Annotated in this window: 31 protein-coding genes and 1 pseudogene; 23 read left to right on the forward strand and 9 right to left on the reverse strand. The window is 67.1% G+C overall.

From position 1 onward, the window contains the following. Window positions 1–24 precede the first annotated feature (24 nt). Window positions 25–789, forward strand: coding sequence for an SDR family NAD(P)-dependent oxidoreductase (locus ACQP2O_RS14100; protein ID WP_433184019.1), 765 nt, complete (start codon window positions 25–27; stop codon window positions 787–789). 195 nt (window positions 790–984) lie between these two features. Beyond that, window positions 985–2,157 carry a hypothetical protein gene (locus ACQP2O_RS14105; RefSeq protein WP_433184021.1) on the forward strand — a complete coding sequence of 391 codons (1,173 nt, stop codon included), beginning with the start codon at window positions 985–987 and terminating at the stop codon, window positions 2,155–2,157. Window positions 2,158–2,277: 120 nt separating this feature from the next. Here ACQP2O_RS14105 and ACQP2O_RS14110 read toward each other — a convergent pair. Beyond that, a pseudogene (locus ACQP2O_RS14110) lies at window positions 2,278–5,244 on the reverse strand (BTAD domain-containing putative transcriptional regulator); the annotation flags it as partial. A 299-nt stretch (window positions 5,245–5,543) separates the two neighbouring features. On the opposite strand from ACQP2O_RS14110, the gene ACQP2O_RS14115 reads away from it, so the two are divergent. Beyond that, complete coding sequence (locus ACQP2O_RS14115; protein ID WP_433184024.1) at window positions 5,544–6,680, forward strand: HesA/MoeB/ThiF family protein; 1,137 nt, start codon at window positions 5,544–5,546, stop codon at window positions 6,678–6,680. Between the two features lie 214 nt (window positions 6,681–6,894). Here the strand turns inward: ACQP2O_RS14115 and ACQP2O_RS14120 are convergent, their stop codons facing one another. Genes ACQP2O_RS14120 through ACQP2O_RS14140 form a run of 5 tightly spaced genes read right to left on the reverse strand, consistent with a single transcriptional unit; the run spans window position 6,895 to window position 10,173 of the window. Then, a complete protein-coding gene (locus tag ACQP2O_RS14120) occupies window positions 6,895–7,263 on the reverse strand; it encodes a Fur family transcriptional regulator (protein WP_433184027.1) in 369 nt (122 codons plus the stop codon). Beyond that, window positions 7,260–8,081: a metal ABC transporter permease gene (locus tag ACQP2O_RS14125; protein WP_360891353.1), complete on the reverse strand. Its 822-nt coding sequence runs from the start codon at window positions 8,079–8,081 to the stop codon at window positions 7,260–7,262. Before ACQP2O_RS14125 ends, ACQP2O_RS14120 begins: the two co-directional genes overlap by 4 nt. After that, window positions 8,078–8,833 carry a metal ABC transporter ATP-binding protein gene (locus ACQP2O_RS14130; protein WP_433184031.1) on the reverse strand — a complete coding sequence of 252 codons (756 nt, stop codon included), beginning with the start codon at window positions 8,831–8,833 and terminating at the stop codon, window positions 8,078–8,080. Before ACQP2O_RS14130 ends, ACQP2O_RS14125 begins: the two co-directional genes overlap by 4 nt. Then, complete coding sequence (locus tag ACQP2O_RS14135; RefSeq protein ID WP_433184034.1) at window positions 8,830–9,720, reverse strand: metal ABC transporter substrate-binding protein; 891 nt, start codon at window positions 9,718–9,720, stop codon at window positions 8,830–8,832. The genes ACQP2O_RS14130 and ACQP2O_RS14135 overlap by 4 nt, the downstream gene beginning before the upstream one ends. A 60-nt stretch (window positions 9,721–9,780) precedes the next feature. Then, the gene (locus ACQP2O_RS14140) at window positions 9,781–10,173 is read right to left on the reverse strand and encodes a DUF6703 family protein (protein ID WP_433184037.1); all 393 of its coding nucleotides are present in this window, start codon (window positions 10,171–10,173) and stop codon (window positions 9,781–9,783) included. 9 nt (window positions 10,174–10,182) lie between these two features. Between ACQP2O_RS14140 and ACQP2O_RS14145 the strand changes: the two genes are divergently transcribed. The 12 genes from ACQP2O_RS14145 (at window position 10,183) to ACQP2O_RS14200 (ending at window position 19,766) form a co-directional block, all read left to right on the forward strand. Then, window positions 10,183–10,464: an antibiotic biosynthesis monooxygenase family protein gene (locus tag ACQP2O_RS14145; protein WP_433184040.1), complete on the forward strand. Its 282-nt coding sequence runs from the start codon at window positions 10,183–10,185 to the stop codon at window positions 10,462–10,464. 127 nt (window positions 10,465–10,591) lie between these two features. Next, window positions 10,592–11,878 carry a DUF1906 domain-containing protein gene (locus ACQP2O_RS14150; RefSeq protein WP_433184043.1) on the forward strand — a complete coding sequence of 429 codons (1,287 nt, stop codon included), beginning with the start codon at window positions 10,592–10,594 and terminating at the stop codon, window positions 11,876–11,878. Window positions 11,879–12,084: 206 nt separating this feature from the next. Further along, window positions 12,085–12,531 (forward strand): hypothetical protein, encoded by a 447-nt coding sequence (locus ACQP2O_RS14155; RefSeq protein WP_433184046.1) that lies wholly within the window; start codon window positions 12,085–12,087, stop codon window positions 12,529–12,531. A 14-nt stretch (window positions 12,532–12,545) separates the two neighbouring features. After that, complete coding sequence (locus tag ACQP2O_RS14160) at window positions 12,546–13,910, forward strand: WXG100 family type VII secretion target (protein WP_433184049.1); 1,365 nt, start codon at window positions 12,546–12,548, stop codon at window positions 13,908–13,910. Continuing rightward, window positions 13,867–15,042, forward strand: a complete 1,176-nt coding sequence (locus ACQP2O_RS14165; protein ID WP_433191017.1) for a S8 family serine peptidase — start codon at window positions 13,867–13,869, stop codon at window positions 15,040–15,042. Before ACQP2O_RS14160 ends, ACQP2O_RS14165 begins: the two co-directional genes overlap by 44 nt. Beyond that, entirely contained in the window at window positions 15,035–15,709 is a 675-nt protein-coding gene (locus ACQP2O_RS14170; protein WP_433184052.1) for a YbaB/EbfC family nucleoid-associated protein, read from the forward strand. Before ACQP2O_RS14165 ends, ACQP2O_RS14170 begins: the two co-directional genes overlap by 8 nt. Window positions 15,710–15,733: 24 nt before the next feature. Next, window positions 15,734–16,057 carry a hypothetical protein gene (locus tag ACQP2O_RS14175; protein WP_433184055.1) on the forward strand — a complete coding sequence of 108 codons (324 nt, stop codon included), beginning with the start codon at window positions 15,734–15,736 and terminating at the stop codon, window positions 16,055–16,057. Window positions 16,058–16,059: 2 nt separating this feature from the next. Beyond that, entirely contained in the window at window positions 16,060–16,848 is a 789-nt protein-coding gene (locus tag ACQP2O_RS14180; RefSeq protein WP_433184058.1) for a hypothetical protein, read from the forward strand. Between the two features lie 223 nt (window positions 16,849–17,071). Next, window positions 17,072–17,620: a hypothetical protein gene (locus tag ACQP2O_RS14185; protein WP_433184060.1), complete on the forward strand. Its 549-nt coding sequence runs from the start codon at window positions 17,072–17,074 to the stop codon at window positions 17,618–17,620. A 748-nt stretch (window positions 17,621–18,368) separates the two neighbouring features. Next, window positions 18,369–18,671, forward strand: a complete 303-nt coding sequence (locus tag ACQP2O_RS14190; RefSeq protein ID WP_433184063.1) for a hypothetical protein — start codon at window positions 18,369–18,371, stop codon at window positions 18,669–18,671. Between the two features lie 58 nt (window positions 18,672–18,729). Then, a complete protein-coding gene (locus ACQP2O_RS14195) occupies window positions 18,730–18,939 on the forward strand; it encodes a hypothetical protein (protein ID WP_433184066.1) in 210 nt (69 codons plus the stop codon). A gap of 296 nt (window positions 18,940–19,235) precedes the next feature. Then, window positions 19,236–19,766: a hypothetical protein gene (locus ACQP2O_RS14200; RefSeq protein ID WP_433184069.1), complete on the forward strand. Its 531-nt coding sequence runs from the start codon at window positions 19,236–19,238 to the stop codon at window positions 19,764–19,766. Between the two features lie 38 nt (window positions 19,767–19,804). Here the strand turns inward: ACQP2O_RS14200 and ACQP2O_RS14205 are convergent, their stop codons facing one another. Continuing rightward, window positions 19,805–19,939, reverse strand: coding sequence for a hypothetical protein (locus tag ACQP2O_RS14205; RefSeq protein ID WP_433184071.1), 135 nt, complete (start codon window positions 19,937–19,939; stop codon window positions 19,805–19,807). On the opposite strand from ACQP2O_RS14205, the gene ACQP2O_RS14210 reads away from it, so the two are divergent. The 4 genes from ACQP2O_RS14210 to ACQP2O_RS14225 all read left to right on the forward strand — a co-directional run bounded on the left by ACQP2O_RS14210 (window position 19,938) and on the right by ACQP2O_RS14225 (window position 22,747). Continuing rightward, complete coding sequence (locus ACQP2O_RS14210) at window positions 19,938–20,222, forward strand: nuclear transport factor 2 family protein (RefSeq protein WP_433191019.1); 285 nt, start codon at window positions 19,938–19,940, stop codon at window positions 20,220–20,222. The two genes, ACQP2O_RS14205 and ACQP2O_RS14210, sit on opposite strands and share 2 nt — an antisense overlap. A gap of 180 nt (window positions 20,223–20,402) precedes the next feature. Then, window positions 20,403–21,791 carry a glycine--tRNA ligase gene (locus ACQP2O_RS14215; RefSeq protein ID WP_433184073.1) on the forward strand — a complete coding sequence of 463 codons (1,389 nt, stop codon included), beginning with the start codon at window positions 20,403–20,405 and terminating at the stop codon, window positions 21,789–21,791. Between the two features lie 145 nt (window positions 21,792–21,936). After that, complete coding sequence (locus tag ACQP2O_RS14220; RefSeq protein WP_433184076.1) at window positions 21,937–22,122, forward strand: hypothetical protein; 186 nt, start codon at window positions 21,937–21,939, stop codon at window positions 22,120–22,122. After that, window positions 22,112–22,747: a class I SAM-dependent methyltransferase gene (locus tag ACQP2O_RS14225; protein WP_433184079.1), complete on the forward strand. Its 636-nt coding sequence runs from the start codon at window positions 22,112–22,114 to the stop codon at window positions 22,745–22,747. The genes ACQP2O_RS14220 and ACQP2O_RS14225 overlap by 11 nt, the downstream gene beginning before the upstream one ends. On the opposite strand, the gene ACQP2O_RS14230 is transcribed toward ACQP2O_RS14225, so the two are convergent. Both ACQP2O_RS14230 and ACQP2O_RS14235 read right to left on the reverse strand, forming a co-directional pair. Then, window positions 22,740–22,868, reverse strand: coding sequence for a DUF397 domain-containing protein (locus tag ACQP2O_RS14230; protein ID WP_433184082.1), 129 nt, complete (start codon window positions 22,866–22,868; stop codon window positions 22,740–22,742). The two genes, ACQP2O_RS14225 and ACQP2O_RS14230, sit on opposite strands and share 8 nt — an antisense overlap. Then, window positions 22,865–23,686 carry a helix-turn-helix domain-containing protein gene (locus tag ACQP2O_RS14235; protein ID WP_433184085.1) on the reverse strand — a complete coding sequence of 274 codons (822 nt, stop codon included), beginning with the start codon at window positions 23,684–23,686 and terminating at the stop codon, window positions 22,865–22,867. Before ACQP2O_RS14235 ends, ACQP2O_RS14230 begins: the two co-directional genes overlap by 4 nt. A gap of 179 nt (window positions 23,687–23,865) precedes the next feature. Between ACQP2O_RS14235 and ACQP2O_RS14240 the strand changes: the two genes are divergently transcribed. The 4 genes from ACQP2O_RS14240 (at window position 23,866) to ACQP2O_RS14255 (ending at window position 26,995) form a co-directional block, all read left to right on the forward strand. Further along, window positions 23,866–24,297, forward strand: a complete 432-nt coding sequence (locus tag ACQP2O_RS14240) for an ATP-binding protein (protein WP_433184088.1) — start codon at window positions 23,866–23,868, stop codon at window positions 24,295–24,297. Between the two features lie 37 nt (window positions 24,298–24,334). Beyond that, window positions 24,335–24,619 carry a hypothetical protein gene (locus ACQP2O_RS14245; protein ID WP_433184090.1) on the forward strand — a complete coding sequence of 95 codons (285 nt, stop codon included), beginning with the start codon at window positions 24,335–24,337 and terminating at the stop codon, window positions 24,617–24,619. Between the two features lie 10 nt (window positions 24,620–24,629). After that, window positions 24,630–24,842 carry a hypothetical protein gene (locus tag ACQP2O_RS14250; protein ID WP_433184093.1) on the forward strand — a complete coding sequence of 71 codons (213 nt, stop codon included), beginning with the start codon at window positions 24,630–24,632 and terminating at the stop codon, window positions 24,840–24,842. A 65-nt stretch (window positions 24,843–24,907) separates the two neighbouring features. Continuing rightward, complete coding sequence (locus ACQP2O_RS14255) at window positions 24,908–26,995, forward strand: hypothetical protein (RefSeq protein WP_433184095.1); 2,088 nt, start codon at window positions 24,908–24,910, stop codon at window positions 26,993–26,995. Window position 26,996 lies beyond the last annotated feature (1 nt).

Below are 26,996 nucleotides of genomic sequence, written 5' to 3' on the forward strand. Positions count from 1 at the left end.
CCGATCGTGAAGAGAGGAGCCGATGTGAGTCATTCCTACGTCGTCACCGGAGGCGGCCGTGGCATCGGACGCGCGGTCGTCGAACGACTCCTCGGCGACGCGAACCACGTCGTCGTGATCGAACGCGACCCGTCGGCGCTCGCGTGGACTCATGCCGATCCCCGTGTGAGCGCGGTCGTCGGTGATGCCGCCGATGAGGCCGTCACGGAGCAGGCCGCCGACCTGGCGCAGGCCGCGGGCACACTCGCCGGCTGGGTCAACAACGCCGCCGTGTTCAGCCCGGCCTCGCCGGACCTGCCGTCGGCGCGCGAGGTGCTGGACCTCGTCGCGTCGAACCTGGGCCCTGCCGTGGTCGGATGCATGACGGCGATCCGCCGCTTCCTCGACGCCGGGACCGGCGGGGCGATCGTCAACGTCTCCTCCCACCAGGCGCAGCGGCCGGTCCGGGGGTCCTTGCCGTACGCGACGGCCAAGGCCGCCACCGAAGGGCTCACCCGATCACTCGCCGTCGATTACGGGGCGCGCGGTATCCGCGTCAACGCCGTCGCCCTCGGGTCGATCGCCACCGAACGCTATGAGGAGTTCCTACGCGGGCAGGAGCCCGCGGCGGCCACCCGGATCGAGCAGGAGATGCGCCTGCTGCATCCCATCGGCAGGGTGGGACGGCCGGAGGAGGCGGCCGCCACCATCGCCTACCTGCTCTCCGACGACGCGAGCTTCATCAGCGGCGCGACCGTGCCCGTTGACGGCGGGAGGTCGGTGCTCGGGCGCGACCCCGAGGAAGCCTGAAACGAAGGGCCGGGCAACGGCACGGACGGCGTCCGCCGAAGGCCTGCCCGAGAACATTCGTCAGGCCGGGCGTCCGTCGTGGGCGACGGCCGGTCGGCTGCGCCGGTGCGTGGGCCCGCAAGGCATCTGCAAGAGGCCCTGCAAGTGGGCCGGGTGACAGTGGCTGCCCTCATCACTCGGCGGGAGGCGGCACGGATGCAGATCGCGGATGCGGTGGTTCGCCTGCGACCGTTGACGCTGGTGGACGAGGGCGACGACGTGCTCGTCGGCGATCCGGAATCGGGGAACTACGTCGCGATTCCGGCCGTGGGCGCGGTCGTGATCCGGGCCCTGCAACGTGGTGACACCGTCGCCTCCGCCGCGGCGGAGGCGGAACGGGCGGTGGGGGAGCCGGTCGACGTGGCGGCCTTCGTGGATGCCCTCCGGGAGCTCGGGTTCGTGGCCGACGACAGCGCTCAGGGGCCGTCCCGGACCGCCGTCGTGCAGCAGCGCCGCTGGGCCGGCGGCCCGGCACCGGAGCGGGTGCGGCCGCTCTTCTCCCGTGTCGCCTGGCTGATCTACGCCGGGGCCTTCGTGTTCTGCGTCGCCTGCTTCGTCGCCCGGCCGGACCTGTGGCCGCGCGGTCGGGACGTCTTCGTCGTCGACGACTATGACCTGAGCCTGTTCATCATGATGCCGCTGTCGGCTCTGCTGGCCTCTCTCCACGAGACGTGGCACTGGCTGGCGGCGCGGGCGGAGGGGGTGACGGCGCGGTTCGGGCTGGACCGGCGCTTGTTCTTCCCGGTCGTCGAGACCGACCTCTCCCAGCTGTGGAGCCTTCCCCGCCGCCGGCGGTACGGGCCTCAGCTGGCGGGAATGGCCCTGGACGCGGTCCTTTTGGCCGTGTTCCTCGGCGTCGAGCTCGCGTACGACGCCCCGCGGACGGTCCGCTGTCTCGTCTTCCTGCAGGTGACCCAGTTCCTGTGGCAGTCGATGATCTTCATGCGGACCGACGTCTACGGGGTCTTCGTCACCGCGACGGGATGCCGGAATCTGTGGGAGGTCAAGAGCCTGCTACTGCGCCGCGCCTTCCGACGGCTGTCCCCGGTGGAGGAAGGCCGGCTCGCCGAGGCCGACCCCCGTGACGTCCGGATCGGCGGCTGGTTCCGCTGGGTCTATCTGGCCGGAGTCCTCGTCGCGGTCGGCTACTTCGTGCTGTTCTTCCTCCCGGGCGTCTCCGCGGTCCTGCGCTGGGCCGGGCGTGAACTGACCATGGGGCCGTGGCATGGCGGATTCTGGCGCGCGCTGGCGGCGGTCGTTCTCATCTGCTGGTCGCCTCTGATGGCCGGTGTCCTCACCGTCGTCGCCGCCATCCGCCGGGACCGCTGATCGCGGCGCCTCCTGGACCGCGGCCATTCGGAGAGTGAGCTCTTTCGCCTGGCAAGGGTCGAACCCGGCGAAGAGGCCTCGGGCCTCCGCCCAGGCGGCGAGCCCGGTGTCGGTCCGGCCGAGGTCAAGACAGGCCTGGCCCAGGCTCCGCAGCGCGAGCGCCTGACCGAACGGCAGGCCGACCGAGCGCCACCGCCGCAGGGAGTCCTCGAGTAGCGGGACGGCCTGGTCAGGGCGGCCCTGCGCGGTCTCGAGTTCGCCGAGGGCACGGAGCGCGATCGCCGGTCCGACCGATTCGCCGAGTTCGTGGAACAGGCTCAGGCTGAGGAGCAGCGTCGCGCGGGCCGCCGGGTGATCTTGCCGGACGTACAGCTCACCGAGGCCTGCGAGGACGTACGCCTCCCCGACCCGATGACCGGTCTGGCGGCACAACGCCAGCGCGGCGTGGAAACTCTCCGTACTCGGCCCGAATCTGCCCTGTTCCCGGTAGATGACCCCGAGCGCGAGATACGCGCCGGCCTCGTCGTGCGGGGTGCCGATGGCAGGGGCCAGGTGGAGGACCCGTTCGTAGCATCGTGCCGCCTCATCGAGCCGGCCCTGTTCGCGGCGGATGGCGCCGTAGATCGTCAGGGCTCGCATCTCGGCGAAGGGATGACCGGCCGTGCGGGCCATCGCCTCGACGCGCCCCGCGATCTCCAAAGCCTCGCCATAGCGGCCGAGCCGTTGCGCGGCATCGGCCTGCAACGCGAGGAGGTCGGCCTGCAGCGCGGGGACGTGAGCTCGCAGTGTGGGGAGGCGGGCCTGCGGTGCGGGGCGGGCGGCCTCCGCCGGCCGCCGGCGGAGGTCGTGAAAGAGGTTCAGCGAGCGGCCGACATGCTCCATCACACGGTCGCCCCAGTCCTCGGTCGAGGACATCAGCAGGGCGATGCCCCGCCGGGTCACCGCCTCACCCAGCCGGTCGCCTGCTCCTCGGCATGCCTCGAGCGCGACCTCGTGGGTGTACCGCCAGTCGTCGTACAGGGCACGGAGGTCGAAGAAGTTCGGGAGGGAGGCTGCGAGGCGCCAGGCGAGATCGGCGAATCCGGCCGCGGCGGCCTGCGCGACGCCGGCGACCAGACAGGCTCGCTCGTCCTCGAACCAGGCGACCGGATCGCCGGGCGGGTCGGCCGGCCGGGTGCGGATCTCGTCGCCGACCCGGGTGACCAGCCGGAGGGGGAGCCGGTCGTCGGCGTCGTGGGCGATGGCGAGCCACGCGCCGAGGGCACGCCGCAGGGCGTTCGCGCGTTCGGCCGCGGGCTCCTCGGCGTGGGCGCGTTCACGCGCGTACGCCCGGACGAGATCGTGGAAGCGATACCGGACCTGGCCGTCACGACCGGCGCCGACCGCTTCCAGGAGACGCGCGTCGAGGAGTTGCTCGACGAATCTCTCCGCCTGGCGTGGCGGGACGTCCATCAGGGCGGCGGTCACCCAGGGGGCGAAGTGCGGAGCGTCGAGGAGTCCCAGCAGGCGGAAGGCTCGGGCCGGGCCGGTGCCGAGCGTTCGGTGGCTCAACTCCATGCTCGCGCGCACGGCATGATCGCCCGCGGTGAGTTCGTCCAGCCGGCCCTCCTCGTCCTTGAGCAGACCGGCGAGCTTCGTGAGGCTCCAGGAACGGCGGGTGGCGAGACGGCAGCCCGCGATCCGGACGGCGAGGGGCAGATGGTCGCACCAGCGCACGATGTTCCGCGCTGCCTCCGGCTCCCCGCGTACCCTCGCGGCGCCGATGATGTGGGCGAGCATGGCGGTCGCCTCATCCGGGTTCAGCAGGCCGAGCTCCATCGGCACGGTGCCTTCGAGGCCGCCGAGCGGCCTGCGGCTGGTGACGAGGGCGGACCAGTTCCCGGTGCCGGGGAGCAGCGGGCGTACCTGCGCCGCACTCGCGGCGTCGTCGAGCGTCACCAGAACGCGCCGGTCCGCGACCAGTGACCGGAACAGGGCCCCGCGTTCGTCGAGGGCCGCGGGAATGGCCGATCCCGGCACACCGAGCGCGCGGAGGAACTGCCCGAGTACCGTCTTCGGATCCGCGGACGTGGTCTCGGCACCCCGAAGATCGGCGTAGAGCTGCCCGTCCGGAAAGCTCTCCCGCAACGAGTGGGCGACGTGAACGGCGAACGTGGTCTTCCCCACGCCGCCGGGACCGCTGACCACCACGACGGTCTGCGGCGAGCCCTGGGGCGCGCGGAGCAGCGTGACGGCGAGGTCGACTTCCGCCTTCCGCCCGGTGAAGTCCGGGATGTCGCGAGGAAGCTGAGCGGGCGCGATGGCCGGGGAGCCACTCGGGCTCGAGGCCGGTAGCCGCAGATCGGGGTCGTCCCTCAAGATCGCCTGCTCCAGGCGGGAGAGGCCGAGCCCAGGATCGAGCCCCGTCTCGTCGCGTAGCGAGATCCGGTAGTCACGGAGGACCCGTAGCGCCTCCGCGCTGCGGTTACACCGGTGCAACGCGAGCATGAGCTGTTCTCGGAGCCTTTCCCGCAGGGGATTCTCCTGGACCAGGCCGGTGAGCTCGACGACCGATTCGGCGTGGCGTCCCTCCGCCAGGTCGGCGTCGATCCGCTCCTCCAGTACGGCCATCCGGCGTTCGGCGAGACGCGAGCCTTCGGACCGGGCGAGGTCCTCGTCCACATCGTGCAGGGCCGGCCCCCGCCACAGGGCGAGGGCCGCGCGTAGTTCAACGGCGGTCCTCGCCGGGTCGCCGGCCTCGCGTGCCTGCCGCGCGGACCGCACCCGGCTTTCGAACTCGTCCAGATCCAGTTCGCCGGGGGCGACGCACAGGCGATAGCCGGGGGGTTCACCGACCAGGATCCCGCGTCCCCGCTCCGGATCTCTCCCGAGCAGGCGACGCAGGCGGGACACGTAGGTGTGCAGCTGCGCGGTCGCTCCGGCCGGCGCGTCGTCTCCCCACAGAACCGCGATCAGACGTTCGCTCGGTACCACGCGGTTGGCGCGCAGGAGGAGCGCCGCGAGCAACGTGCGTTGCTTGCGTCCGCCGAGGGAGAGGCAGTCCCCGCCGTCCCACACCTCCAGCGGCCCGAGAACGCGATAGTGCATACGAACCCCATACGGTGGCGTATTGAAGATCGTCCAGATTACTCGCGTGGAGTCCCGCGATGGCCGGTAGCCGGGACGGAGCCGCGTGCAAGGGATCTGCAAGGCCCCTGCAACGCGGTACGCCCAGGCTGTCTCCCGTCCGACCGAGACGGGAGGTGGAGAGAAATGAAGATCGAGATCCGTCGCGTGGAGAGCGTCAAGGCGACCGCCTTCGACCCCAGCTGCTGATGCCGGCTCGGCGGCGGCCCTGTCCGGGTCGCCGCCGACCGGGATTCCCGACGAAGAGTGAGGCGGTGGGCGTGGAGTTCGTGCTGAAGACCTGTGTCTGGGACCGTGACGGAGACGTCCTGGTCGTCGTCTGTGATCCCGGTGAGCAGATCGAGCTGATCGACCCGGACGGCAAGGTCGAGACCCTGCTGGACATCCTCAGGACCGGACCGTACACACCGGCCGCGGTACGGACCGCACTCGCCGAACGCGGGATCGAGGCCGGCGCCGAGGAGATCGACGACGTTCTGACGGCACTGGACGGCCTGAGGCTCATCGAGAACGCCCACGAGCGATCCCTCGAAGATCCGGCGGTCGAGGAACGGCACTTCAGCAACCTCGCGTTCTTCGGGCTGTTCTCCTCGATGCGGTCGGGCCGGGCCCGCATGCAGAACCGGCTGCGGAACGCCCACGTGCTCCAACTCGGTACCGGCGGCCTGGGGTCGAACGTCGTCCAGAGCATGGCGGGACTGGGAATCGGGCGGCTGACGCTGCTCGACGACGACATGGTCGAGCCGCGTAACTTCGCCCGTCAGTTCCTCTACCGCGCGGACCAGATCGGCGAGCCGAAGGTGTTCCGGGCCGCCGACTGGGTCCGCGCGTACGACCCCTCCATCGACGTCAGGGCGGTGCACAAGCGGGTGATCGGCCCCCAGGACGTGGCGGATCTCCTCAAACGCGTGGACGTCGTCGTGGCGGGCGTCGACACGCCGCCGGAGGTGGACCTGTGGGTCAACGAGGCGTGTGTACGCGCGGGTGTCCCCCTGGTCCGCGGTGGAGTGGTCGGTGCCGGCCCGGTGTACTACTCGGTGGATCCGGGCAGGAGCGCCTGCCTGGCCTGCCGTGACGCGCAGCGCCGACGGGAGCTGACGGCCGACGGCCTCGACGGCGTGGTGGCGCGCCTGGTGGCACGCCTGCCGAACGTCAACACCGGGATCGGGCCGATACTGGCTCTGGTCGGATCCCTCGTCGCGTTCGAGGCGCTGTGCTACCTGACCCGTTTCCAGGAGCCCTACGCGGCGGGCGCCACCGTGACCCTGGACCGCGGCGACGGATTCCGCCCGACCCGAAGACCCTGGCCGCGTGATCCGGTGTGCGAGTTGTGCGACGAGGCCTTCCGGCGGACCGGCGCCACGACGGTCCTCGCACCAGCCGATCCGGTCGGCTGACGGGTGTCATCGGGGTCTTCGCGGCGGTCGGCCCGGTCGGCTGACGGGTGTCATCGGGGTCTTCGCGGCGGTCGGCCCCGTTCGCCGACCGGTGTCACCAGGGTCTTCGCGTGGCCGGCCTGGCCGGCTGATCGGCGTCACCAGGGCTTTCGTACCGGCCGGCTCGGTCGGCCCGGCCGGGACCGGGCCTTTCGACCGTTCGCGGCCGTGGCGTTCAGTGCTCGGAGCAGGTGCCGAAGACCTCGACCGTGTGCGTGACGTCCTTGAAGCCGTGCTCGGCGCCGACCGCCGCCGCCCAGGTCTCCACCGCCGGCCCCTCGACCTCGACCGTACGGCCGCAGACGCGGCATACCAGGTGATGGTGGTGCTCGTCCGTCCGGCACGCCCGGTAGATCGCCTCGCCGTCGTCGGTGCGCAGCACGTCGACCTCGCCGGTGTCGCTGAGCGCCTGCAACGCCCGGTACACCGTGGTCAGGCCGATCCGCGAGCCGGCCGCCCGCAGGTCGGTGTAGATGTCCTGTGCACTGCGGAAGCTCTCACAGCCGGAGAGCGCCCGGCGCACGTCTTCGCGGCGGCCGCTCACGATACGTCCGTTCGGCGCATACGGACCAGTCTTCCCGTTCCGACGGCGACCAGGAAGACGGCCATCGCGAGAAGCACGATCGTCGGGCCGGGGGCGAAGTCGGCGTCCACCGAGACCCACAGCCCGCCGACGGACGCCAGGACGCCCACCACGACGGCGAGCCCGATCGTCGCCTTGAACCCGCGCGTCAGCTGCTGCGCCGCCGCGACCGGCACCACCATCAGCGCGCTGACCAGCAGGAGGCCGACGGCGCGCATCGCGACGACCACGGTCAGCGCGGCGGTCACCGCGATCAGCAGGGACAGGAACCGGACCGGCAGGCCGCTCGCGCGGGCCACCTCCTCGTCCTGGCACAGGACGAACAGCTCCCGCCCGAACAGCAGCAGGATGACGATCACGGCGACGGCCAGTCCGGCGATGATGTACAGATCGCCGGTGCTGACGCTGCTGATCGAGCCGAACAGGTAGCTGCCGAGGTTCGCGCTGCCGCCGGACAGGTTGGCGAACAGCACCCCACCGGCCAGCCCACCGTAGAACAGCAGGGCGAGCGCGACATCACCGCCCGTGCGCGTCCGCACCCGCAGCATCTCGATCGCCACCGCGCCCAGCGCGGACACGACGAGCGCGAGGATCGTGGGGGAGCTACGGGTGAGCAGGCCCAGGCCGACCCCGGTCAGCGCGATGTGCCCGATGCCGTCGCCGAGCAGGGCCAGCCGCCGCTGGACGATGAACGTGCCGACCGCCGGCGCGGCGACGCCGACGAGGACCGCGGCGATCAGCGCGCGGCGCAGGAAGTCGTACGACAGGAGTTCGATCATGACAGCAGGTGTGGTTCCTCGGCCGGGGCGTGCGGGTGGACGTGGTCGTGGCCGGGCCGGGCGCACTCGCCCCGAGGCTTCGGGGGAGCGCCCTCGTGCGCGATCCGGCCGTTCTCCAGGACCACGGAACGGGTGATCAACGGCTCCATCGGCCCGAGCTCGTGGGCGACCAGCACGACCGTACGGCCCTGGGCGACCTGCCCGCGGAGCGTACGGGCGAGGGTCTCCTGGCTGGCGGCGTCGACGCCCGCCGTCGGCTCGTCCATCACGAAGAGGTCCGGCTCACCGGCGAGCGCCCGGGCGATGAGCACGCGCTGCTGCTGGCCGCCGGACAGTTCCTGCGCCGAGTCGCGCGCGCGATCGGCCATGCCGACGGCCTCCAGGGCCCGGTCCACCGCCGCCCGGTCGGCCGCCGAGAACGGGCGGAACCGCGACTGCCGCGCGATCCGCCCCGACGACACGACCTCCCGTACGGTCGCGGGCACGCCGCCGCCGACCGACAGCCGCTGCGGGACGTACCCGACGCGCTTCCAGTCCTTGAACCGGGCCGGCGGCACGCCGTACAACTCCACCCGCCCGGCCGACAGGGGAGTCAACCCCAGCAACGAGCGGATCAGCGTCGACTTCCCAGAGCCGTTCGGCCCCATCACGGCGAGCACCTCGCCCGGCTCGACGGTCAGGTCGACGCCGCGCAGCACCGGCCGGCGGTCCAGCCGGACTTCGCCGCCTGTCATGCGGAACGGAACGGTCATCGGCATCCTAGGGCGGGTCGCAGCGTCGCGAGGTCACGGCGCATGATCGAGAAGTAGTCGTCGTGCGACCCCGGCTTCACGCCTTCGACGGGGTCGAGCACCTCTGTCCGTACGCCCGCCTCGGTGGCGAGCGTCTGGGCGGTCTTCGGGCTCACGAGCGTCTCGGTGAACACGGTGGTCGCCCCGGTCCGCCGGATCAGCTGGGTGAGGCTCGCCACCCGCGAGGGAGACGGCTCGGCCTCGGGGTCGAGGCCGGTCACACCGACCTGCGTCAGCCCGTACCGTTCGGCCAGGTAACCGAACGCCGAGTGGCCCGTGACGATCTCCTTGCGGGCGCAAGAGCGCAGGCCCGTCCGGAACTCCCCGTCCAGGGCGTTCAGTTTCGTGACGATCTGCGCGGCGCGCGACCGGTACCCCGCGGCGTGGGCGGAGTCGATCGTGGCGAGTCGCTCACCCAGGGCGGTGGCCACGGTGGCGAACCGGCTCGGGTCCAGCCACAGGTGCGGATCCTCGGGCGCGTGGGCGGCCTCGTCCTGCGGCGCCGGGAGCGTCTTGACCAGCGACGCGGCGTCGAGCGAGTGCTTCTTGGCGTGCTCGCGCACGGCCTTGTCGACGGCCGGCTGCACGCCCTTGATGAAGAAGGCCAGCTTGGCCTCGCCCACGTCGATCACCTGACGTGGGGTGAGCTCGAGGTCGTGGGGTTCGGCGCCGGGTTTGGTGAGGTTCTGCACGGTGGCGTCGGGTCCGGCGACCTGCCCCGCCAGCCACGCCAGGGGGTAGAACGCCGCGACGATCTTCGGACCGCCGTTGCCGTTCGCCCGCGCTCCGCAGGCGGTCGCGAGCAACGCGGCGCCCAGCAACAGAGGCAGGACTCGTCGGTATCGCACGTAACGAGTATGGATGAAAACGAAAATGATTGTCAAAATCAGGTATGTCCGGGTTGCCGGTCAGCTCACCAGCTTCCCGATCGCCACCGCCAGGATGACCAGCGGAACCACCAGCCGGACCACGCGATGCGACGGGCTCCGCACCGGCGCCGCCAGGAACGCGAACCACAGCAGCAACGCCAGCACGGCCAGCAGCATTCCGCCGACCACACCCGGGACGGCCAGCCCCGCGATCAGCAGCGCGGGCAGGACCACCAGCGGAACCCAGCGGGGAAGCTGATGGAGATACACGAAGAAGACGGCGCTGCGCTTCTGGAGTTTGGAACCCACGCTCCCATCGTCGCGCATCGGAGTCCCGCGCGGGGAGATCGCCTCGCGTACCGGAGTCCCGGGCGGGGAGATCGCCTCGCGCATCGGTGTCCCGGGCGGGGAGATCGCCTCGCGTACGGGCATGATGGACGGGTGCTGGCCATCACCCGCTACCGCGTCCCCGAAACCGACACCGAGACGTTCGTCAAGACCGCGCACGAGGTCCTCCGCTCCCTATCCGGCAGCCCCGGGCACCGTTCCGGCCGCCTGGGACGCGCCGTCGACGACCCGGAACTGTGGGCGATGGTCACCGACTGGGACGGCGCCGGCTACTACCGCCGCGCCCTCGGCGCCTACGAGGTGCGCCTGGCCCTGATCCCGCTGTCCGCCCTCGCCATCGACGAGGCGGGCGCGTACGAGATAGTCGACCCCTGAGGGCGCGATCGCGTTAAAGACCGGGTCCGCCCACGGCGAAGACCTCCCCATTCACGCGCGCGCCGTACGACCGCCGCCTTCCCCCTGCCGATCATCGTCGTACGGATGACGATCGTGGGGGGACGCCATGCGACGTGCCATGCTGCTCGCCGGAATCCTCGGAACGTTGATCCCAGGCGCACCGCCCGCTCAGGCAGATGTCCACTACCAGGGTCCTGCATCGTCGACCCGGTCGGACACGGACGTCCACTACCAGGGGCTGCGCATCCCCGTACCGGCCGGCTGGGAGATCCACCGCCTCGGCCGCGGCTCCACCGACTGCCTCCGCTTCGACCGCCACGCGCTCTACCTCGGCCCCGCCGGAGAGAACCAGCGCTGCCCGGCCCACGCCGTCGGCCGCACCACGGCCCTCCACGTCGAACCCCTCACCGAACAGACCAGTGCCTTCGTGAAGAGCCTGCTGGCAAGCTCCGGCGGCGAACGCACCGGCCGACCACCCGGCCTGAGGGTGAAAGACCCCGCGGCCCACGAGATCCGCATCGCGGTTCCGGAGGCCGGCGCGCTGATCACCGGCTCGTACGGCCCGAGCGAGGAGGACCTGGAACGGATCCTCGCCCGCATCACCGTGGACCCGGTTCCGACCGAAGGCGCGGCAGGAGGCGCGGGGGGAGGTCCGGTGGGAGGCGTGGTCGGAGGCTCGGCCGAGCGCCGCAGCGGGGTCGCCCACCGGCACCGCTGGATCAAGGGCGACGGCTTCGACACCTGCAACGCGCCGTCCCTCGACGCCATGCACGCCTGGCGCGGGGAGTTCGTCGCCGCCAACATCTACATCGGCGGCGTCTCCCGATCCTGCCCGGACGGCCGCCTGACCCACGACTGGGTCGCCGCCGTACGGAAAATGGGCTGGCGGCTGATCCCGACCTACGTCGGCCCGCAGGCGCCGTGCGGCCCGCACCGCATCAACTTCACCCCGGACAGCGCGACCGACGACGGCAAGGACTCGGCCAAGGACGCCGTCCGCCGCGCCCGCCTCCTCGGCCTGAGCAGACACACCCCGATCTACTTCGATCTGGAGGCGTACAGCCGGCACGACCCGGTCTGCCGCCAGGCGGTCCTCGCCTTCATCGACGCCTGGACCCGGAAGCTCCGCAGCCTCGGGTACGTGCCGGGCATCTACAGCAGCCTCACCTCGGGCATCCGCGACCTCGCGGAGGCGAAGGGCATCAGGAAGCCCACGGCCGTCTGGTACGCCCACTGGGACGAGAAGGCCGACCCGCGAGGCGACAAGTCCATGGAGCACAAGTGGTGGCCCGGACACCGCCGGATCAAGCAGTATCGCGGCGACCACCTGGAGACCCACGGCGGCTACACACTGAACATCGACAACGACGCCCTCGACGGCTACGTCCGCTGACCGGATCCGTCAGGTCGATGGACCGAAATAGGCGATAGACGGAGGCCGCATACGGTCACCGACCGATTACCTGCAGATTCATGGTGTCAGACCAGGTAGGTAAGGACGTTTCGGTTTTTGTGGTCTCGACATCACAGTCGGTCATTCTGTATCTTGACAACCCTTGCAGGCACGGGGGTGCACAAGTCAAGAAGGGGGACGGCCGAATGCCGGCGCTCAACGATGGGCCGAAGCAGCCGGGGTCGCAGTATCCCAAGGTATGGGTCGGCGGTGGCGGCCCGGACGTCAAGTGGGAGCCATCGAAGATCGGCGACGCGGCCTCGATCCTCGAGAAGGCACTGGAGACCCTCGCTGGAACCAGTGCCCTCAACAACGTGCAGACCCATGGGGGCCTCACTGCCGCCGAGCTCGGCGACTGGGACGCGGGCCAGGCCCTCGCCGGCACCACCCAGAACGCGCACGAGCACATCACCGCGGTGTTTCAGGACTTCATCCGGCAGTACGTCGCCGCCATCCAGACGCTGCGCAAGAACGCGGCCCACTACTCCGGGACCGAACAGGACCTGACCAAGCACGCACGGCAGATCGGCGGCGGACAGCAGCCGACCTCAGCCGAGAATCCGACCTGGCACAACGTGCCGTCGGCCGACTGACCCGGGGACTCACCATGGCTGTCGACCACCAGACCTATGTCATCAAGAGCGGCGGACGGCCGCAGGGCGCCGGCCCCTATGGCGACGCGGAGGCGGTCAAGAGCAAGATCGACGCAACCAAGCCCGGCGAGATCATCACCGCGGCTGGGGCCTACGACGCGATGGGCACCGCGCTCAACGACGTCAACACCGCCATCTACGAGGCCGCGAAGGTCCTGGCCGACCACTGGAGCGGCCCTGCGGCGGACGCGGCCCAGGAAGCGCTGCGCCGCCTTTATGGGACGGCCAGCGAGCTCGTCATTCGCAGCAACGAGACCGCCAAGACGCTTCAGTGGTATGGCGGGTCCATCCTCCCGATGTACCAGCACATCAACTGGCCCAAGAATATTAAGTCGCCCGCTGCGACAGCCGCAGCCGACCAGGTCATGCGTAACCTCAACGAGCGCATCGCCCAAACCTGGGACGGCATGCCACCTCAGATCGAGAAGAATCTGCCGCGTCTCGCGCAGCCGAATGATCCTATTCCTACGGATCCGGTCTCGGGCGCGTCGCGCGGCGGCTCGGGAGGCGGCGCCTCCCCAGGCGGAGGAAGTGGAGTTCGCCTTCCTCACACGCGGACCCCTGGCGGTAGTGGAGGACTCCCTGGTCAGCCTTCTCCAGCCGGCGGAAGTTCTCCTGCCGGACCGGGTGACTCGCCAGTCCGATCTCCTGAGAGCACGGAACTGGCTGGCCTATCACCTAGCGGACCGAGTGCAGGTGGTGCACCGCCGATAGGGATAGATCCCCTTACAACCGGCCCAGGCGTCGGAGGGGGCGGGCTAGGCCTTCCGGGCTCGGGCACGGGGGCTACTCCGTACGGCGGTTCCGGCCTGCTCGGACCGGCGAACATTGGCATGGGTCGGATCGGCCATGGAGGTCGGCCTGGGCTGTCTCCTGCTGCACGGGGAACGGGTAACAGCGCTCCGCTCCTGTCGGCCCCGGGTGGAGATGCGGAAAAGAAGCGGGAGCGGACCACCTGGCTCGCGGAGGAGCGCGATGTCTGGACGGGGGACGATGTAGCCGTCCCCGGCATCATCGGTGATGCCCGGAACCGGTTGGGCGAATCTCAGCCAAGCGATGATGAAATCCTCAGCACTGAAGAACTCCAGGAACTGCTGGACCTTGTGGACGAGCAGGCGTGCGAGGAGACCGATGAGGCTTTCACTGAATCTTCAGATTTTGATCTTCCGCTCGCGGGTGCCGTCGAGGGACAGCAAAAGGCAACGATCGGTCATCAGGCCGAGGGCATCGTCAATGTTGACGAAACGAGTCATGGCCATAGCGGCATCAATGCTGATGGCCTCGTCGACATCGACCTCCTGGGCAAGTGCGACACGTGACCCTCGCCCAGAGGAGTGGTGGTTTGGCACCTGGGATATCCAGGAAAAAGTATGGCCTCTCAGTAAGGGAAAAGGAGTAACCGTCGCCCTAATAGACTCCGGAGTCAACGCTGGACTTCCGGACCTTCGGGGTCGGATTCTCCCTGGCCGGAATATCATTGGCCCAAGTGGCGATGGCCGAAAGGATCTGGACAAGGGAGGCGGTCACGGTACGGCGATGGCGGCGACCATCGTGGGGCAAGGTCTCGGTGCCGGAATGGTCGGCATCGCGCCGGAAGCGAACATCCTTCCGATCTACTCCACCGTCGAGGATCTCGCTCCGGCGATCGACTACGCGACGGATCACGGCGCTAAGGTCATAAACGTCTCTCAAGGCCTCGCCAGCCCGCCGTCCGCAGGCGGCTGTGACCGTGGTATCCAGCGAGCCATCACGCGAGCTATCCAGCACGATGTCGTATTGGTGGCAAGCGCTGGAAACGATGCAAGTATGGGCGTAATGAACCAGGAGCCGGCTCAATGTCCCGGATTCCTTACGGTCGGTGCCGTCGATTACAAATTTAATCCCTGGGTGGACTCGCAGCCTGCGCCTTACGTGGCCGTAGCAGCCCCGGGTGTGCACACTGGTTCGATCGGCAAGACCGGGACATTCTTTCCGAACCTGAGCGGCACTAGCAACTCAGCAGCATTGGCTTCAGGCGTCGTCGCATTGGTGCGTGCTAAGTACCCCAAGATGCCAGCACGTGAAGTCGTTCAGCGAATCATCGGTACGGCCCGAGACGTCGCGTCACCCGGACGTGACGATCAGACCGGTTACGGTCTGATCCGCCCATATCATGCCCTCACTGACAAAGTGTCAGCCAGCTCACCGAACCCGGTATATTCCGCCTGGGATGCTACGCAAAGGCTTAGTGTGCCAACAACGCTGTCCCCATCGAGTTCGACATCCCAGCACGCGTCGCAAAATCGCCATAAGAGTATGGTTAGCATCTACTTGTTCTCGATTGGTGGCATCTGTCTCGGGGTCGTCGCGATTGTATCCGCATTCTTGCTGATTAATCGAGCTCGAAGTCGCGCACATGCTTCTCGGGTGCATAAATACTCCTTTAGTCGTAATGGGGGATCAGATGGATGAGCCTCGAAGAAAGGCCGCTCACGAGGCTGAACTCGCCTCGAAGAAGGCTGACTTGGTGCAGAGTAAACTGACGGCGAAGCATTTCGAAGTTCGGGACCAGGCGAAGGGTGTCGTCGTCATTGCGACAGGCGACGGAAGGATTGTCTCGATCGAAATATCAGAGCAGGCACTCATGTATCCCGAGGCGTTGAGTAATGCCGTGACATCGGCGGTAAATCGTGCCCGATCTAAGGCAAAGGTGATCTCCGAGAAATACTGGTCTACAGTTTTCCCGGATTGGCCAACGGATCGCGAGATCGAGGCTCTCCTGCCCACAGGAGAGACGGCTGCTATGGATGCGGTGGATTACTCCGGGTCTACAGAGGTCCGGAACTCTATTGCGGCAGGGATGGAAAGACTTGCCGTGATTCGGGAAATTAAAGAGCGGTTGCGGATTCGAGCAATTAGTCAACCGATTGGCCGTGACTTGGGCACTGTGCAACTCAACCTATCGGATACGGTCACGAAAATTTCAATCTCCGGAGGAGTTTCCGGAACTACCTCGGCAACGCAGCTTTCTGCGCAGATAGTGTTGGCCCTCAGGGACGCCCAAGTGCGCGCAGATAGTGAGCGGCGAAGGGTATTCCAAGGAATCTCAGACGCCGTAATTAATCGAGATAACGAATAGATTAGCACCGGGGAAGGATGGAAGATGACCGAGATCCCAAATTTGAAAATAAAGACGTCCGCGTTGCGGGGGTATGCGAAAGAGTTGGATTCAGAACACGACGTATGGGAAAACCAAATAAAGCCGTCCCTCCTCAGTGGAGATACTAGTCTTAATTCGGAAGCATTTACTGGTTTGCCCGTTGGTGGGACCCTGGCGGGATTGTATACTAGTATTCTGAATGAATATTCGCAGCACGTCGCTGCCCTCAGTTGGGAGCTCTTGCAGGCGAAATTCGCACTTCAGCGGGCTGCAGATACATACGGGAAAGCCGAATCGATAATTGCCGATTCTCTGAAAAAGGAGTAATCGTGGGCGGTAATGTCTTGGCTCCAGGGCGCAGCCCTTCACTTCCCTCTCCGGTAGGGCAGGCCATAGGCTTGGCGAAGAAGATTTTGCCAATTACGGGGGCCATAATAGAGGAAACCATATACGACATCTGGGGAGATCCGAGCGCGCTCAGGGGGGCGGCAACAAGCGGTTGGGGTGATTTGCTGAAGGCGGCGGATGGTTCAGCTAAGAATATAAATAATATTGCTACTACCATCTCCAGTGACGGTGCCTGGGAAGGGATGGCAAAACAGGCCTGTTCGCGTTGGGTTGGTGAACTAAATAGTGAGACGATAGCGCCAATAAAAGAGGCGTTCGGTGCTGTAAGGGACGCCCTTAACGGGATTGCTGATACCATCGGTGATATGCATAACGTCATCATTCGTCAATGTATCGCCTTCGTGGGTGAAGTTGCTGCATTTTACTTTGGTGATGGCAAAGCGAAGATTGCTGCAGTTGTTGCCTTCGCAACATCTCTGTGGGATCTGAAGGCGAATTATGTTAATGCGCTGAATAAGCATGTATCTACATTGCAGAATATCATGGATAAGCCGGTTGGGGTAAATATTCCGCGGCCTATTGACCCCCTGCTCCCAGACCTGCAGATTCCGACCCATGTAGACGCTCGTCCAATGCGCTGGGATATCCTAGGTGATTGGGATAACTGGGAGCACACAAAGCCGAAGATTTCCGACAAGCAGTTCGACCCGACGCTGCCTCCGAATCAGGATCACAAAACTCCAGAGATATTCAAGCCGTTTACGCAGTAGCGGCGGATACGGCACTCGGCCTAGGGGGGAGGCGGCACACGTGGGACTGAGGCCTATCTATGGTCGGCAATGGCTTACTACGGCTGTGATTTTCGTTTGCGTGCTTTCGGGCCTGGCTGCGTGGCTTTATCCGTACGCTAGAGATCGTGGGTACCTTACCCTCCGATCTCCCAAGATCTTGCGGTCGAGTACTGAGAACGTTTATCCGACTGCGTACACTGCGTTGACGAGTTCAGGCGCTCAAACGTTTCCCGATATTGCTGATCGTTCGCAAGATGACCGTAAGCTTCGAATCAATGAGGTCTTCCATGGTGAGACGCGCCATCCGGCGTCCTCTCGTGGCATCTCCTTCACGCTGGAAGGTGCTCGTTCAGACTCTGAATGTCCCAGTGCAGTATGGGGTCAGCGTTTGCAGGCCGTGCTGGTTGAAGGCCACTGCAATCAGGTGATCAGAGGGCTTTATGCCGACCGTGGCCGCGCGTTGGCCGGCCTCATCGTCATCATGAATATGGGGGATTATTCCGCAGCGCAGAAAGTGGTCGATGCTCTCGATTCCTCTACGAAGCAAGGTTTTGTATTTCCGCTTGCATCTAAATCTTCAGATGTAGGATTTGGATCGGGACTTAGCGTCGCGAACGGTGAGTCGGTAGGTCACTATGTCTTCATCTCTTGGGTTCAGGATAGACGTACCTCCGGGGTACCTAGAGATTATCTGATTCACGCTACGTCGGTTCTTGATTCTGCAAGAGATGCGCTTATTCATCGGGCGTGAAAAGCGTTTGTTTCTTAGGTGAGTCCATGTAGGTGATTTCCGGACCGAGAGTTCGCCGAGCGATGAAGCGCTGCGGGGGAGGTCAGCGGTGCCAGCCAGATCCAGCCGCGGATCCGCAACGTCACGATGGAGGTCACCGCGGACATCGGTGACCCGGCGCGGCGTTCCGCCGGGGAGAAAGACCGCCGGGCGTGGCGGGCCGCCACGGATCTGACCCGTTCGATCACCAGACTTGCGCAGTAGAGCCGCCTGGGCTACGGGGCGCCGCCCAGGTTCGCGTCCGATGTTGTTTCTAACTGGAAGGCCTAGGAAAAGAATCTTAAGCCTACTGGGGGAAATTAGCTTGCTGGGCTTGCACGTCTCGGTGGTGACCATTGCAGTTTGAGTTTTATGTCGGAGACCGGGAGCGACGCGACGTTGCGTTCTCTTTCGACTCCTGGGGGCGTCTTGTCATTCGCGTGGACGGGGTTCCTGTAATTTCCAAGCTACTTCTATATTCGATATCTCCCGTTAAGCGATATCAATTTCGTGTGGGCGATTTGGAGATCCACGATGTCGTGATCGAGAAGCGTCGTAAGGTTCTTTTGGGCGGCGCGCGCGCTCAAGATTACAAGGTATTCATCGATGGGAACCTGGTACACCAATTCGAGGGTTAGTCTGAATAGAGTCGCTCATGCTTAGTCGCTCGGCTCCCGTGCGGATGCCTATAATGCGCCAGCCATCCTATAGAGCAGTATCGTCTTCTGGCGTGCAGATCGCGGGCAGGCTGGTGGAGGGCGATCCGGCCGATCTGAGGATGTGCGTGTCCCACGAGACGATCTATCAAACCCTGTGTCTGCAGGCCAGGGGCGAGTTGCGGACCGAGTTGAAGGTCTGCCTGCGTCAGGGCCCCGGGCTTAGCGTCGTCCGCGGGGTTCGACGCGGGTCAAGTAGGCCCGGATCGCTGGCATTGGTCAACATCTGCCAGCGGCCGCGCGCCTTCCGGTGGGCTGCGCTCGTTCTCGTGGTTGCTGGGGTGATCGTGCGGGCGCCGTGTCGGTTGGAGCAGTGATGCCGATGAGGCGCGTGATCAGTTCGAAAGTGATTCTCATCCGATAGACGACGGGGCCATGCCGGTCTCCAACATCGGTGATGAAGCGCGGCTACTCGCTGCTACCTCTGACGAGGGAAATTTCGTCACGGTGACCGTCGTCGCCCGCCGTTGGAACGTCGTGGTCAACATCGCCTACACCCTCGACGGTCCCCACAAGCAAGAGCAGGCAGCACGGATGGCGTACGAAGCGGCCCGGGTTGCGCTGGCCGCCGTACAGTTCCGCTGATGTGGCCGGGCTGATCGCGCACCAGCGGACGCCGGGCAGTGTGCGGTTTCGTGCCCGCCTCGGAGAGACTCTTCCTGGTGAGGTGGTGCATGGTCGGTACCAGCGGCGGTGCGTATGCGGGGTCGCGGCCCGCTGCTCGCTCAGTGTTGTTTCCGGTCCGCTCCCTCGAAGGTGACGGTCGATCACCGGACGCTTCGGATGGTCATGAGGCATGTTTCACACAGTCTTGACGGCGCGGTTGCGGTGCAAGATCATTCCGTGATATCGGGGATGTAGGGGACGATCGGGGTGGTGTTGTGGCCGGACGGCGGGCCCTCGCGGGGGGTGGCCTGGTGGCCGTGGTGATCGGCGTCGTCCTGTTCCTTGTCGGTTGCGGGGGCAAGTACCAGCGCACGGTCGTGAAGGATCCGTGTCGGCTGCTCGATCGTTCCCTCGTACGGCAGCTCACCGGTAGCGATCGGGGGACGGGTGGTGCGCCGGGGCCCGGCCAGTGGGGATGCGACTGGCGGTCCGGCGATGGGATCTCCCTCACCGTGGGAGTGACGGTCTTCAAGTCGCGACGGTACGGCGACGACGTGCACGCGGCACGGCGCTCGTACGAGGGAATGAGGCGTCAGGAGACCGGCCAGACCCGGTTGATCCCCATCAAGAACGTCGACGGGAAGGCCTGCTGGCACGCCCGGCCGGGGACGATGGAGGTGCTGGTGCACCGCTACGACGTGGTCGCACGCGTGACGTACACGGGGACGCGGCCGGCGGCGAGCCGGCACGTCAAGCGCGAACAGATCGCCCGGTTGCTGGCCGAGAACCTGATGCATCACCTCTGACGGATCAGACGCCGGAGAGCTCCCGCCCAGGCACCCCCTCACTGTCCGCGGCGGTGATCTCGAGCCGTACGGACCAGGCGGGCGATCGGGGTGGAGCGGATGCCGGCGCGCCAGGCGATGCCCAGCAGGTAGGGGCTGGCGAAGCGGCCGGCCGACGCCGTCGCCGCGTACATCGGGCCCGAGTACGTCCAGCACAACCCGCAGGCGCCGGACGGGCCGGAGGCGTTCGTCGCGTTCGTCGCCGGGTTCGGTGAGCGGTTTCCGGCGCTCAGCCTCGACGTTCGGCGGGTGATCGCCGAGGGCGACCTGGTCGTCCTGCACAGTCTGTTGGCGACCTCGCCCGAGGATCGGGCCGCGGTGGACATCTTCCGGGTGGAGGACGGCAAGATCGTCGAGCATTGGGACGTCGTACAGCCGGTGCCCGAGACGGCGGCCAACGGCAACGGCATGGTCTGAGGCGCGAACCGCGCCGGGGTGGGCGCTCCGGCGCGTAGCGAGGTATTGGAGCGCGGGACCGGCAGAGGTGTCCTAAGCTGAGGAACAAAGGCGCCGTGGCCGGACCCGCAGGTCGGCCGTCGGCGCCGTACGTCATATTCGCGCGGAACCCGCCGACCGCCAGCCGGATGGAGATCACTCATGGCCCGTCGTTCCGAATTGATGGAGACCATCGTCAACCTCAGCAAGCGCCGAGGCCTGGTCTTTCCGTCGAGCGAGATCTACGGCGGACTCCGCGCGTCCTGGGACTACGGCCCGCTCGGCGTCGAGCTGAAGAACAACGTCAAGCGCCAGTGGTGGAAGTCCATGGTGCAGGGCCGCGACGACGTCGTCGGCCTCGACTCCTGCGTGATCCTCGCCCGTGAGGTGTGGGAGGCCAGCGGCCACATCAAGGAGTTCGTCGACCCGCTGACCGAGTGTCAGTCGTGCCACAAGCGGTACCGCGCCGACCACCTCACCGAGGCGTACGAGGAGAAGCACGGCAAGGCCCCGGAGAACGGCCTCGCCGACATCGTCTGCCTCAACTGCGGCACCCGCGGCGCGTTCACCGAGCCGAAGATGTTCAACGGCCTGCTCAAGACCTACCTCGGCCCGGTCGAGGACGAGTCCGGCCTGGCGTACCTGCGGCCCGAGACCGCGCAGGGCATCTTCATCAACTACGCCGCCGTGCAGTCGGCGGCCCGGCGCAAGCCGCCGTTCGGCATCGGCCAGATCGGCAAGTCGTTCCGGAATGAGATCACGCCGGGCAACTTCATCTTCCGTACGCGCGAGTTCGAGCAGATGGAGATGGAGTTCTTCGTCGAGCCGGGCACGGATGAGGAGTGGCACCAGTACTGGATCGACACTCGTCTCCAGTGGTACGTCGATCTTGGTATCTCGAAGGACAATCTGCGGCTGTACGAGCACCCGAAGGACAAGCTGTCCCACTACTCCAAGCGCACCGTGGACGTGGAGTACCGCTTCAACTTCCAGGGCAGCGAGTGGGGTGAGCTGGAGGGCATCGCCAACCGCACCAACTTCGACCTGTCCACGCATTCCAAGCATTCCGGCGCCGACCTCTCCTACTTCGACCAGGAGAAGGAACAGCGCTACGTCCCCTTCGTCATCGAGCCCGCGGCCGGTGTCGACCGGTGCGTGCTGACGTTCATGATGGACGCCTACAACGAGGACGAGGCGCCGAACGCCAAGGGCAAGATGGAGAAGCGCGTGGTCATGCGCCTCGACCACCGGCTCGCTCCGGTCAAGGTCGCGGTCCTGCCGCTGTCCCGCAACGCCGACCTGTCGCCCAAGGCGAAGGACCTCGCCGCGCAGCTGCGCCGCAACTGGAACGTCGAGTTCGACGACGCGGGCGCGATCGGCCGCCGCTACCGCCGCCAGGACGAGATCGGCACGCCGTACTGCGTCACCGTCGACTTCGACACCCTCGAGGACAACGCGGTGACGATCCGCGAGCGCGACTCGATGGCTCAGGAGCGCATCGGCCTCGACCAGGTGGAGGCCTTCCTCGCCACCCGCCTCCTCGGCTGCTGACCCGCCCCGATCGGTGGCGTACGGTCCGGGCGAGCCCGTTCCGTACGCGGCCGTGCGGTGAGCCTGCGAAGTGAAGAGCCCCTGTCTGGGAAGGGACAGGGGCTCGATCTTTGCCAAGCGCTGGTCGCGGAGCATCGTTCTGGCGATGACGAGCATGATGCTCGGGCCGGTGCCGGTGCCGGTGCCGGTGCCGGTGCCGGTCGCGGTCGCGGTCGCGAGTCTGCTGGCCGGGCTCGCGGGCTGGGCGCTCCTGGCCGTCCTGGCCCCTGCTTGCGGCCCAGTACGTAACCCGTACCGGATCAGCCGTAGGGTCCTCTCTCGTGCACAGTGACACGGCCGGAGAGCGGCTGCATGACATGGCCAGTACGGCCGGGTACGGTGAGGCGGCCGAGGCCCTGGCCGAGCAGTACGAGAGCGTGACCTTCACAGAGGTGCACCGCGAGGTGCTGCACCTGTTCCCCTCCCGACCCAGCTCGATCCTGGACGTCGGAGCGGGCAGCGGGCGCGATGCGGCGGCGCTGGCCGCCCAGGGGCACCGGGTCGTCGCCGCGGAACCAACCGCCGAGCTCCGCTCGCTGGGGCGGCGCATCCATGCCGACCAGGAGATCGAGTGGGTCGACGACGCGCTGCCCGAGCTGGCGGTGCTGAGCGTACGGCGGCATCGCTTCGATCTCATCCTGTTGACCGCGGTCTGGATGCACCTCGAGGAACAGGAACGCGGAACGGCCATGCCCTGCCTGGCCAGCCTGCTGGACACCGGGGGCCGGGTGATCCTTTCGCTGCGCCATGGCCCGGTCCCGCCTGGCCGCCGCATGTTCCCTGTCACCGCACAGGAGACGATTGATCTCGCTCAGACCTGCGGACTGGACGTCGTCCATCTCGCGGAACGCGAAGACCCGCACGGACGCCCAGGAGTGTCCTGGACCTATCTGGGCCTGGAACTCGGTGTCAGCTGAGCTTCGGCTCCCGCCGGCCGGTCGCGTGAGTGAGAAGAGCGATCTCGACGCAGTCACCACCCGTGTTCGTGCTGCGGCTGCTCTTGCGCCAGGGGGAAGTCGACGGGCTTGGCGTGCTCATAGGCTCTCCAATACGTCGCGGAGCAGTTTCAGGGAGTCGTCGGCGGAGATCGCCGCGCCCCTGATCAGATCGTAGATTCGAGCGTACTCGCGGACCGTGGCCCCGTCACCGGTCAACTGGCCGCCCAGGTGGCCTTCGGTGTAGACGAGGCTGGCGCCGTCGTCGAAGCCCAGGATGGTGAACGCGCCCGGGAGCCCGGCGTACGCACCCGTGCTGCTCGGGACGACCTGGAGCGTGACGTGTGGTTGGCTCGCCTCCTCTATGAGATGGCCGATCTGCCCCCGCATGACCTGAGAGCCACCGATCATGCGGCGGATGACGCCCTCGTCGAATACCGCGACGACGCGCGGCGGTCTCGGGCGGCGGAGGATCTCCTGGCGTTCCATACGCTTGGCGACGAGCTGATCGATCTCGTCCTCAGCGCGGCCGGGCTTCAGCACCTCGTAGGCGTAATCCGGCGTCTGGAAGATGCCCTTGACCGTGCTGGACTCGAAGACATGCATCGTTGAGGCCTCGGTCTCCCGGGCGACGTAGTCGGAGAACCCTGGCGGCAGGACGGCGAGGTGGCGGGTGTCGTTGATCAGCTTCCATAGGCGTACGAAGACGCCGTTGGTGTCGAAGTACGTGTCGGTGTCCTCGGCGAACTTCTTCGAGGGGACGTTCTTGCCGGCTTCGAGCTGGCCGATCAGTTGTGGCGTGTAGCCGAGCGCTTCGGCGAGTTCGGCCTTTGACAGGCCTGCCATGCGGCGCCAGACCTCCAGCTCCGCGGCGAACGCTCGGATGGCGGGGGATTCGTACGGGTCGCGTCGTGCCACCATGGCGGGCCTCCGGGGGGTAAACCGCGTCCAGGTCGGGTCGATCGGTCGTGGGGTTGTGCCGCGGTGTAGAGCGGTTCGTCGCAAAGCGTAACCGAGCGTGTGAGTCTGGTCACGCGATTCGGTGAACGGCCATCGAGCGGCTTCTCACCGTGAGGACCGGGATCGGGGAGGGCTGCGGAGTGTCAGCGATACCAGGCATCGAAGGGGAAGACGGAGAGACGGGGCGGAAGCCCGAGGTGTACCGGCTTCCTCTTCCGCCGCATCCGATAGCCGCCGAGCAGGCCCGCGTCTTGACCAGGCTCGCGCTTGCCGACTGGAACATCCCAGAGGTCGCCGACAACGCCCTGCTCATCGCCGCCGAACTCGTCACGAACGCGATGAAACTCGGCGATGTCTTCAGCCTCGCCCTCTCCCGCCAGGGCGAGGCCGTCCTGATCGAAGTCGCGGACAACAGCGAGGCCTCGCCCGACCGCCGGTCGCTCGCCCTCGATCGGGTGGACGGACGGGGCCTGCTCCTCGTGGCGGCCTGCTCGAAGGACTGGGGCTGGAAGCTGGACGAACAGGGCGGCAAAACGGTGTGGGCCATCGTCGGCGGCGCAGCACGGATGTAGGAGTACGTTTCGTCGAACTTGTACTTCTAGGGAGGCGATGGCCATCGTCACCAGCGATAGGCGCCAGGTGCCATTGAAGGTGGATCCCGCGACTGATGAGTTGATCTCGCATGCTGCTCACTTCCTCGGTATGACCAAGAAGGACTTTGTCGCCGAGGCTGCGCGGGGGTACCTGGAGCAACGGCGGGAGGGGATCCGCCAGGGGACCATCGAGTCGATGAAGGTGCTGGACGGGTCCCTGTCGTCCAGCGTCGCGAAGGTGACCGGCCTGTCGCCAGGGCGGATCGAGCAGCTTGGTGGCGTCGGCGACTGGGAGGAGTAACGGTACGGGCGTGCGCCCGACGTTGCGATGCCTGCGTCAGGATCCGGGGTCGCCGGTCCCGGCGGCCCATGTGCCGCTAGATCAGGTCGAGCATCCGCTGCTGTGCAAGGTGGCTGGCCGGTTCGCCGATCCGGCCACCTCACGCGAGCGGATCCGGGCCATCGACGATGGCATCCTCTTCAAGGTCAGGGTCGGCCGGTATGAGTTGTACGACATGTCCTGATTGCGACCGCCGGTCGGCGCTCCGGCTCCGATCGAAAGACGAGTTACTCCGGGAGCACCGCCGCGATGACCACCCCGCACGTCGATCCGCAGCTCGGCCGTGAGGACTCGGACGCCGCCGAACGGCGACTGCTGCACGCCGCCGGAGCGCTCGTCGACCTCCGAACCGGTGACGCTCAACACGACGATCCCGGGAACGCTGCAGCGTGGGGAGCCGAGCGAACCATACGCGCGGAGCTGCTGATCGACCTGCTCACCGGGCAGCGGACACCGGAGAACGGCCGGCTGCGGGCGGTGAAGCTGCGCGGTGCCCGCATCACCGGCGAACTCGACCTCGAGGCGGTCGAGCTGGTCTGCGCGCTCCTGCTCGCCGACTGCCATTTCGAGCAGCCGGTCAATCTGCGGGAGGCCTCCGCACCGGCCGTTCGCCTGCCCGGTTGCCATCTGCCGGGGCTGATCGCGGACCAGTTGCGCACCGTCGGCGATCTCAACCTCGACGGCCTCGTCTCCGAAGGGGCCGTCACCCTGGGCGGGGCTCGCATCGGCGGGAGCCTGTCGTTGAAGACGGCCCGCCTCATCGGTCCCGGTGACTACGCGCTGCGGGCCGAGGCGCTCACCGTCGCCGAGAGCATGTGGTGCCGGGACGGGTTCACGGCCGTCGGTGAGATCCACATGCCCGGCGCGCGGATCGGTGGCCGGCTGTCCTTCGTCGGCGCCCGGCTGTCGAATCCGGGCGGGCGGGCGCTGACCGGCGACAGCATCACCGTCGAGCAGGCCATGACGTGCCGGAACGGCTTCACCGTCGAAGGGGAGGTGCGCCTGCCCGGCGCGCACATTGGGCGGCTGTCCTTCATCGGTGCCCGGCTGTCCAACCCGGGAGGCGACGCGCTGATGGCCGACGGCCTGAACGTCAAGCAGAACCTGGACGGCCGGGACGGGTTCACCGTCGAGGGGGAGGTCCGGCTGGTCGGTGCCCGTATCGGGGGCTGGCTGTCGCTGACCGGGGCGACGCTCACCAATCCCGGCGGCTGCGCGCTCCGGCTCGACCGGGTCAGCGTCGACCAGAGCGTCGACTGTGACCAGACGTTCGCCGCCGAAGGAGAAGTGCAGCTCACCGGCGCTCACGTCGGCGGGCAGCTGACCTTCGACGGCGCTCGGCTCAGCAACCCCGGCGGGGTCGCGTTGCTCGCCGACTCGCTCACCGTCGATCGGGGCATGTCCTGCCAGCACGGATTCACCGCCCAGGGTGAGGTCCGGATGCTCAACGCCCGTATCGGTGAGGTGTTCTCCCTCGAAGGCGCGACGATCTCCAACCCGGGCGGCCGGGCCTTGTGCGCCTTCCGGCTCACCGTCGAGAACGACCTGTACCTGCGCCGCGGCTTCACCGCGGAAGGAGAGATCCAACTGTCCGGCGCCCGGATCGGCGGCCTGCTCCACCTGGCCGAATCCGAACTCTCCGCTCCGGGCGGGCAGGCGCTGGACCTGGAGGGCGGCAGGGCCGTAGCACTGTTGCTGCTGCCTCGCCGACGACCTGACGGCGTCGTGAACCTCACCAACGCTCAGGTCGGCATCTTCGAGGACGACGAACGAACCTGGCCCACCACCATCCGGTTGCACGGGTTCGTCTACGACTCCCTCGCGAACGACACGGTCGACGTACGGACCCGGCTCCGCTGGCTAGGCCGTCACCCCGGCGGTTACGTCCCGCACATCTACGACCAGCTCGCCGCCGCGTACCGCCGCGCCGGCCGCGAGGACGCCGCCCGGCAGGTGTCGCTCGCCAAGCAGTGGCGACGCCGCCAGGTCCTCGGCCCCTCCGGAAAGCTGACCAACTGGCTGCTGTACCTCACCGTCGGCTACGGCTACCGCACCTGGCTGGCCGCCGTCTGGCTGGCCGGCCTGCTCGCCCTCGGCACCTGGGTGTTCACCGACGCCTATCCGCACGAACTGACCCGCGCCGACGCGCACGGCCCCGGCTTCAACGCACTCGGCTACACCCTCGACGTGCTGCTGCCGATCGTGGACCTGGGTCAGCAGAAGGCCTGGCAGGCCCACGGCGCCGCCATGTACTGGTCCTGGGCGCTCATGGCGGCCGGCTGGGTACTCACCACCGCCGTAGTCGCCGGGCTGACCAGTCTCCTCAAACGCGATTAGC

It is taken from the genome of Actinoallomurus sp. CA-150999, assembly GCF_050942425.1.
In the GTDB taxonomy this organism is placed as follows: Bacteria; Actinomycetota; Actinomycetes; order Streptosporangiales; family Streptosporangiaceae; genus Actinoallomurus.

Coding starts and splice junctions, on each gene's coding strand:
- ACQP2O_RS14105 (WP_433184021.1), top strand. CDS start 985: ATGCAGATCGCGGATGCGGTGGTTCGCCTGCGACCGTTGACGCTGGTG.
- ACQP2O_RS14125 (WP_360891353.1), bottom strand. CDS start 8,081: ATGATCGAACTCCTGTCGTACGACTTCCTGCGCCGCGCGCTGATCGCC.
- ACQP2O_RS14130 (WP_433184031.1), bottom strand. CDS start 8,833: ATGACCGTTCCGTTCCGCATGACAGGCGGCGAAGTCCGGCTGGACCGC.
- ACQP2O_RS14140 (WP_433184037.1), bottom strand. CDS start 10,173: ATGCCCGTACGCGAGGCGATCTCCCCGCCCGGGACACCGATGCGCGAG.
- ACQP2O_RS14150 (WP_433184043.1), top strand. CDS start 10,592: ATGCGACGTGCCATGCTGCTCGCCGGAATCCTCGGAACGTTGATCCCA.
- ACQP2O_RS14155 (WP_433184046.1), top strand. CDS start 12,085: ATGCCGGCGCTCAACGATGGGCCGAAGCAGCCGGGGTCGCAGTATCCC.
- ACQP2O_RS14160 (WP_433184049.1), top strand. CDS start 12,546: ATGGCTGTCGACCACCAGACCTATGTCATCAAGAGCGGCGGACGGCCG.
- ACQP2O_RS14165 (WP_433191017.1), top strand. CDS start 13,867: ATGGCCTCGTCGACATCGACCTCCTGGGCAAGTGCGACACGTGACCCT.
- ACQP2O_RS14170 (WP_433184052.1), top strand. CDS start 15,035: ATGGATGAGCCTCGAAGAAAGGCCGCTCACGAGGCTGAACTCGCCTCG.
- ACQP2O_RS14175 (WP_433184055.1), top strand. CDS start 15,734: ATGACCGAGATCCCAAATTTGAAAATAAAGACGTCCGCGTTGCGGGGG.
- ACQP2O_RS14195 (WP_433184066.1), top strand. CDS start 18,730: ATGCCGGTCTCCAACATCGGTGATGAAGCGCGGCTACTCGCTGCTACC.
- ACQP2O_RS14205 (WP_433184071.1), bottom strand. CDS start 19,939: ATGTACGCGGCGACGGCGTCGGCCGGCCGCTTCGCCAGCCCCTACCTG.
- ACQP2O_RS14215 (WP_433184073.1), top strand. CDS start 20,403: ATGGCCCGTCGTTCCGAATTGATGGAGACCATCGTCAACCTCAGCAAG.
- ACQP2O_RS14220 (WP_433184076.1), top strand. CDS start 21,937: ATGACGAGCATGATGCTCGGGCCGGTGCCGGTGCCGGTGCCGGTGCCG.
- ACQP2O_RS14230 (WP_433184082.1), bottom strand. CDS start 22,868: ATGAGCACGCCAAGCCCGTCGACTTCCCCCTGGCGCAAGAGCAGCCGC.
- ACQP2O_RS14235 (WP_433184085.1), bottom strand. CDS start 23,686: ATGGTGGCACGACGCGACCCGTACGAATCCCCCGCCATCCGAGCGTTC.
- ACQP2O_RS14245 (WP_433184090.1), top strand. CDS start 24,335: ATGGCCATCGTCACCAGCGATAGGCGCCAGGTGCCATTGAAGGTGGAT.
- ACQP2O_RS14255 (WP_433184095.1), top strand. CDS start 24,908: ATGACCACCCCGCACGTCGATCCGCAGCTCGGCCGTGAGGACTCGGAC.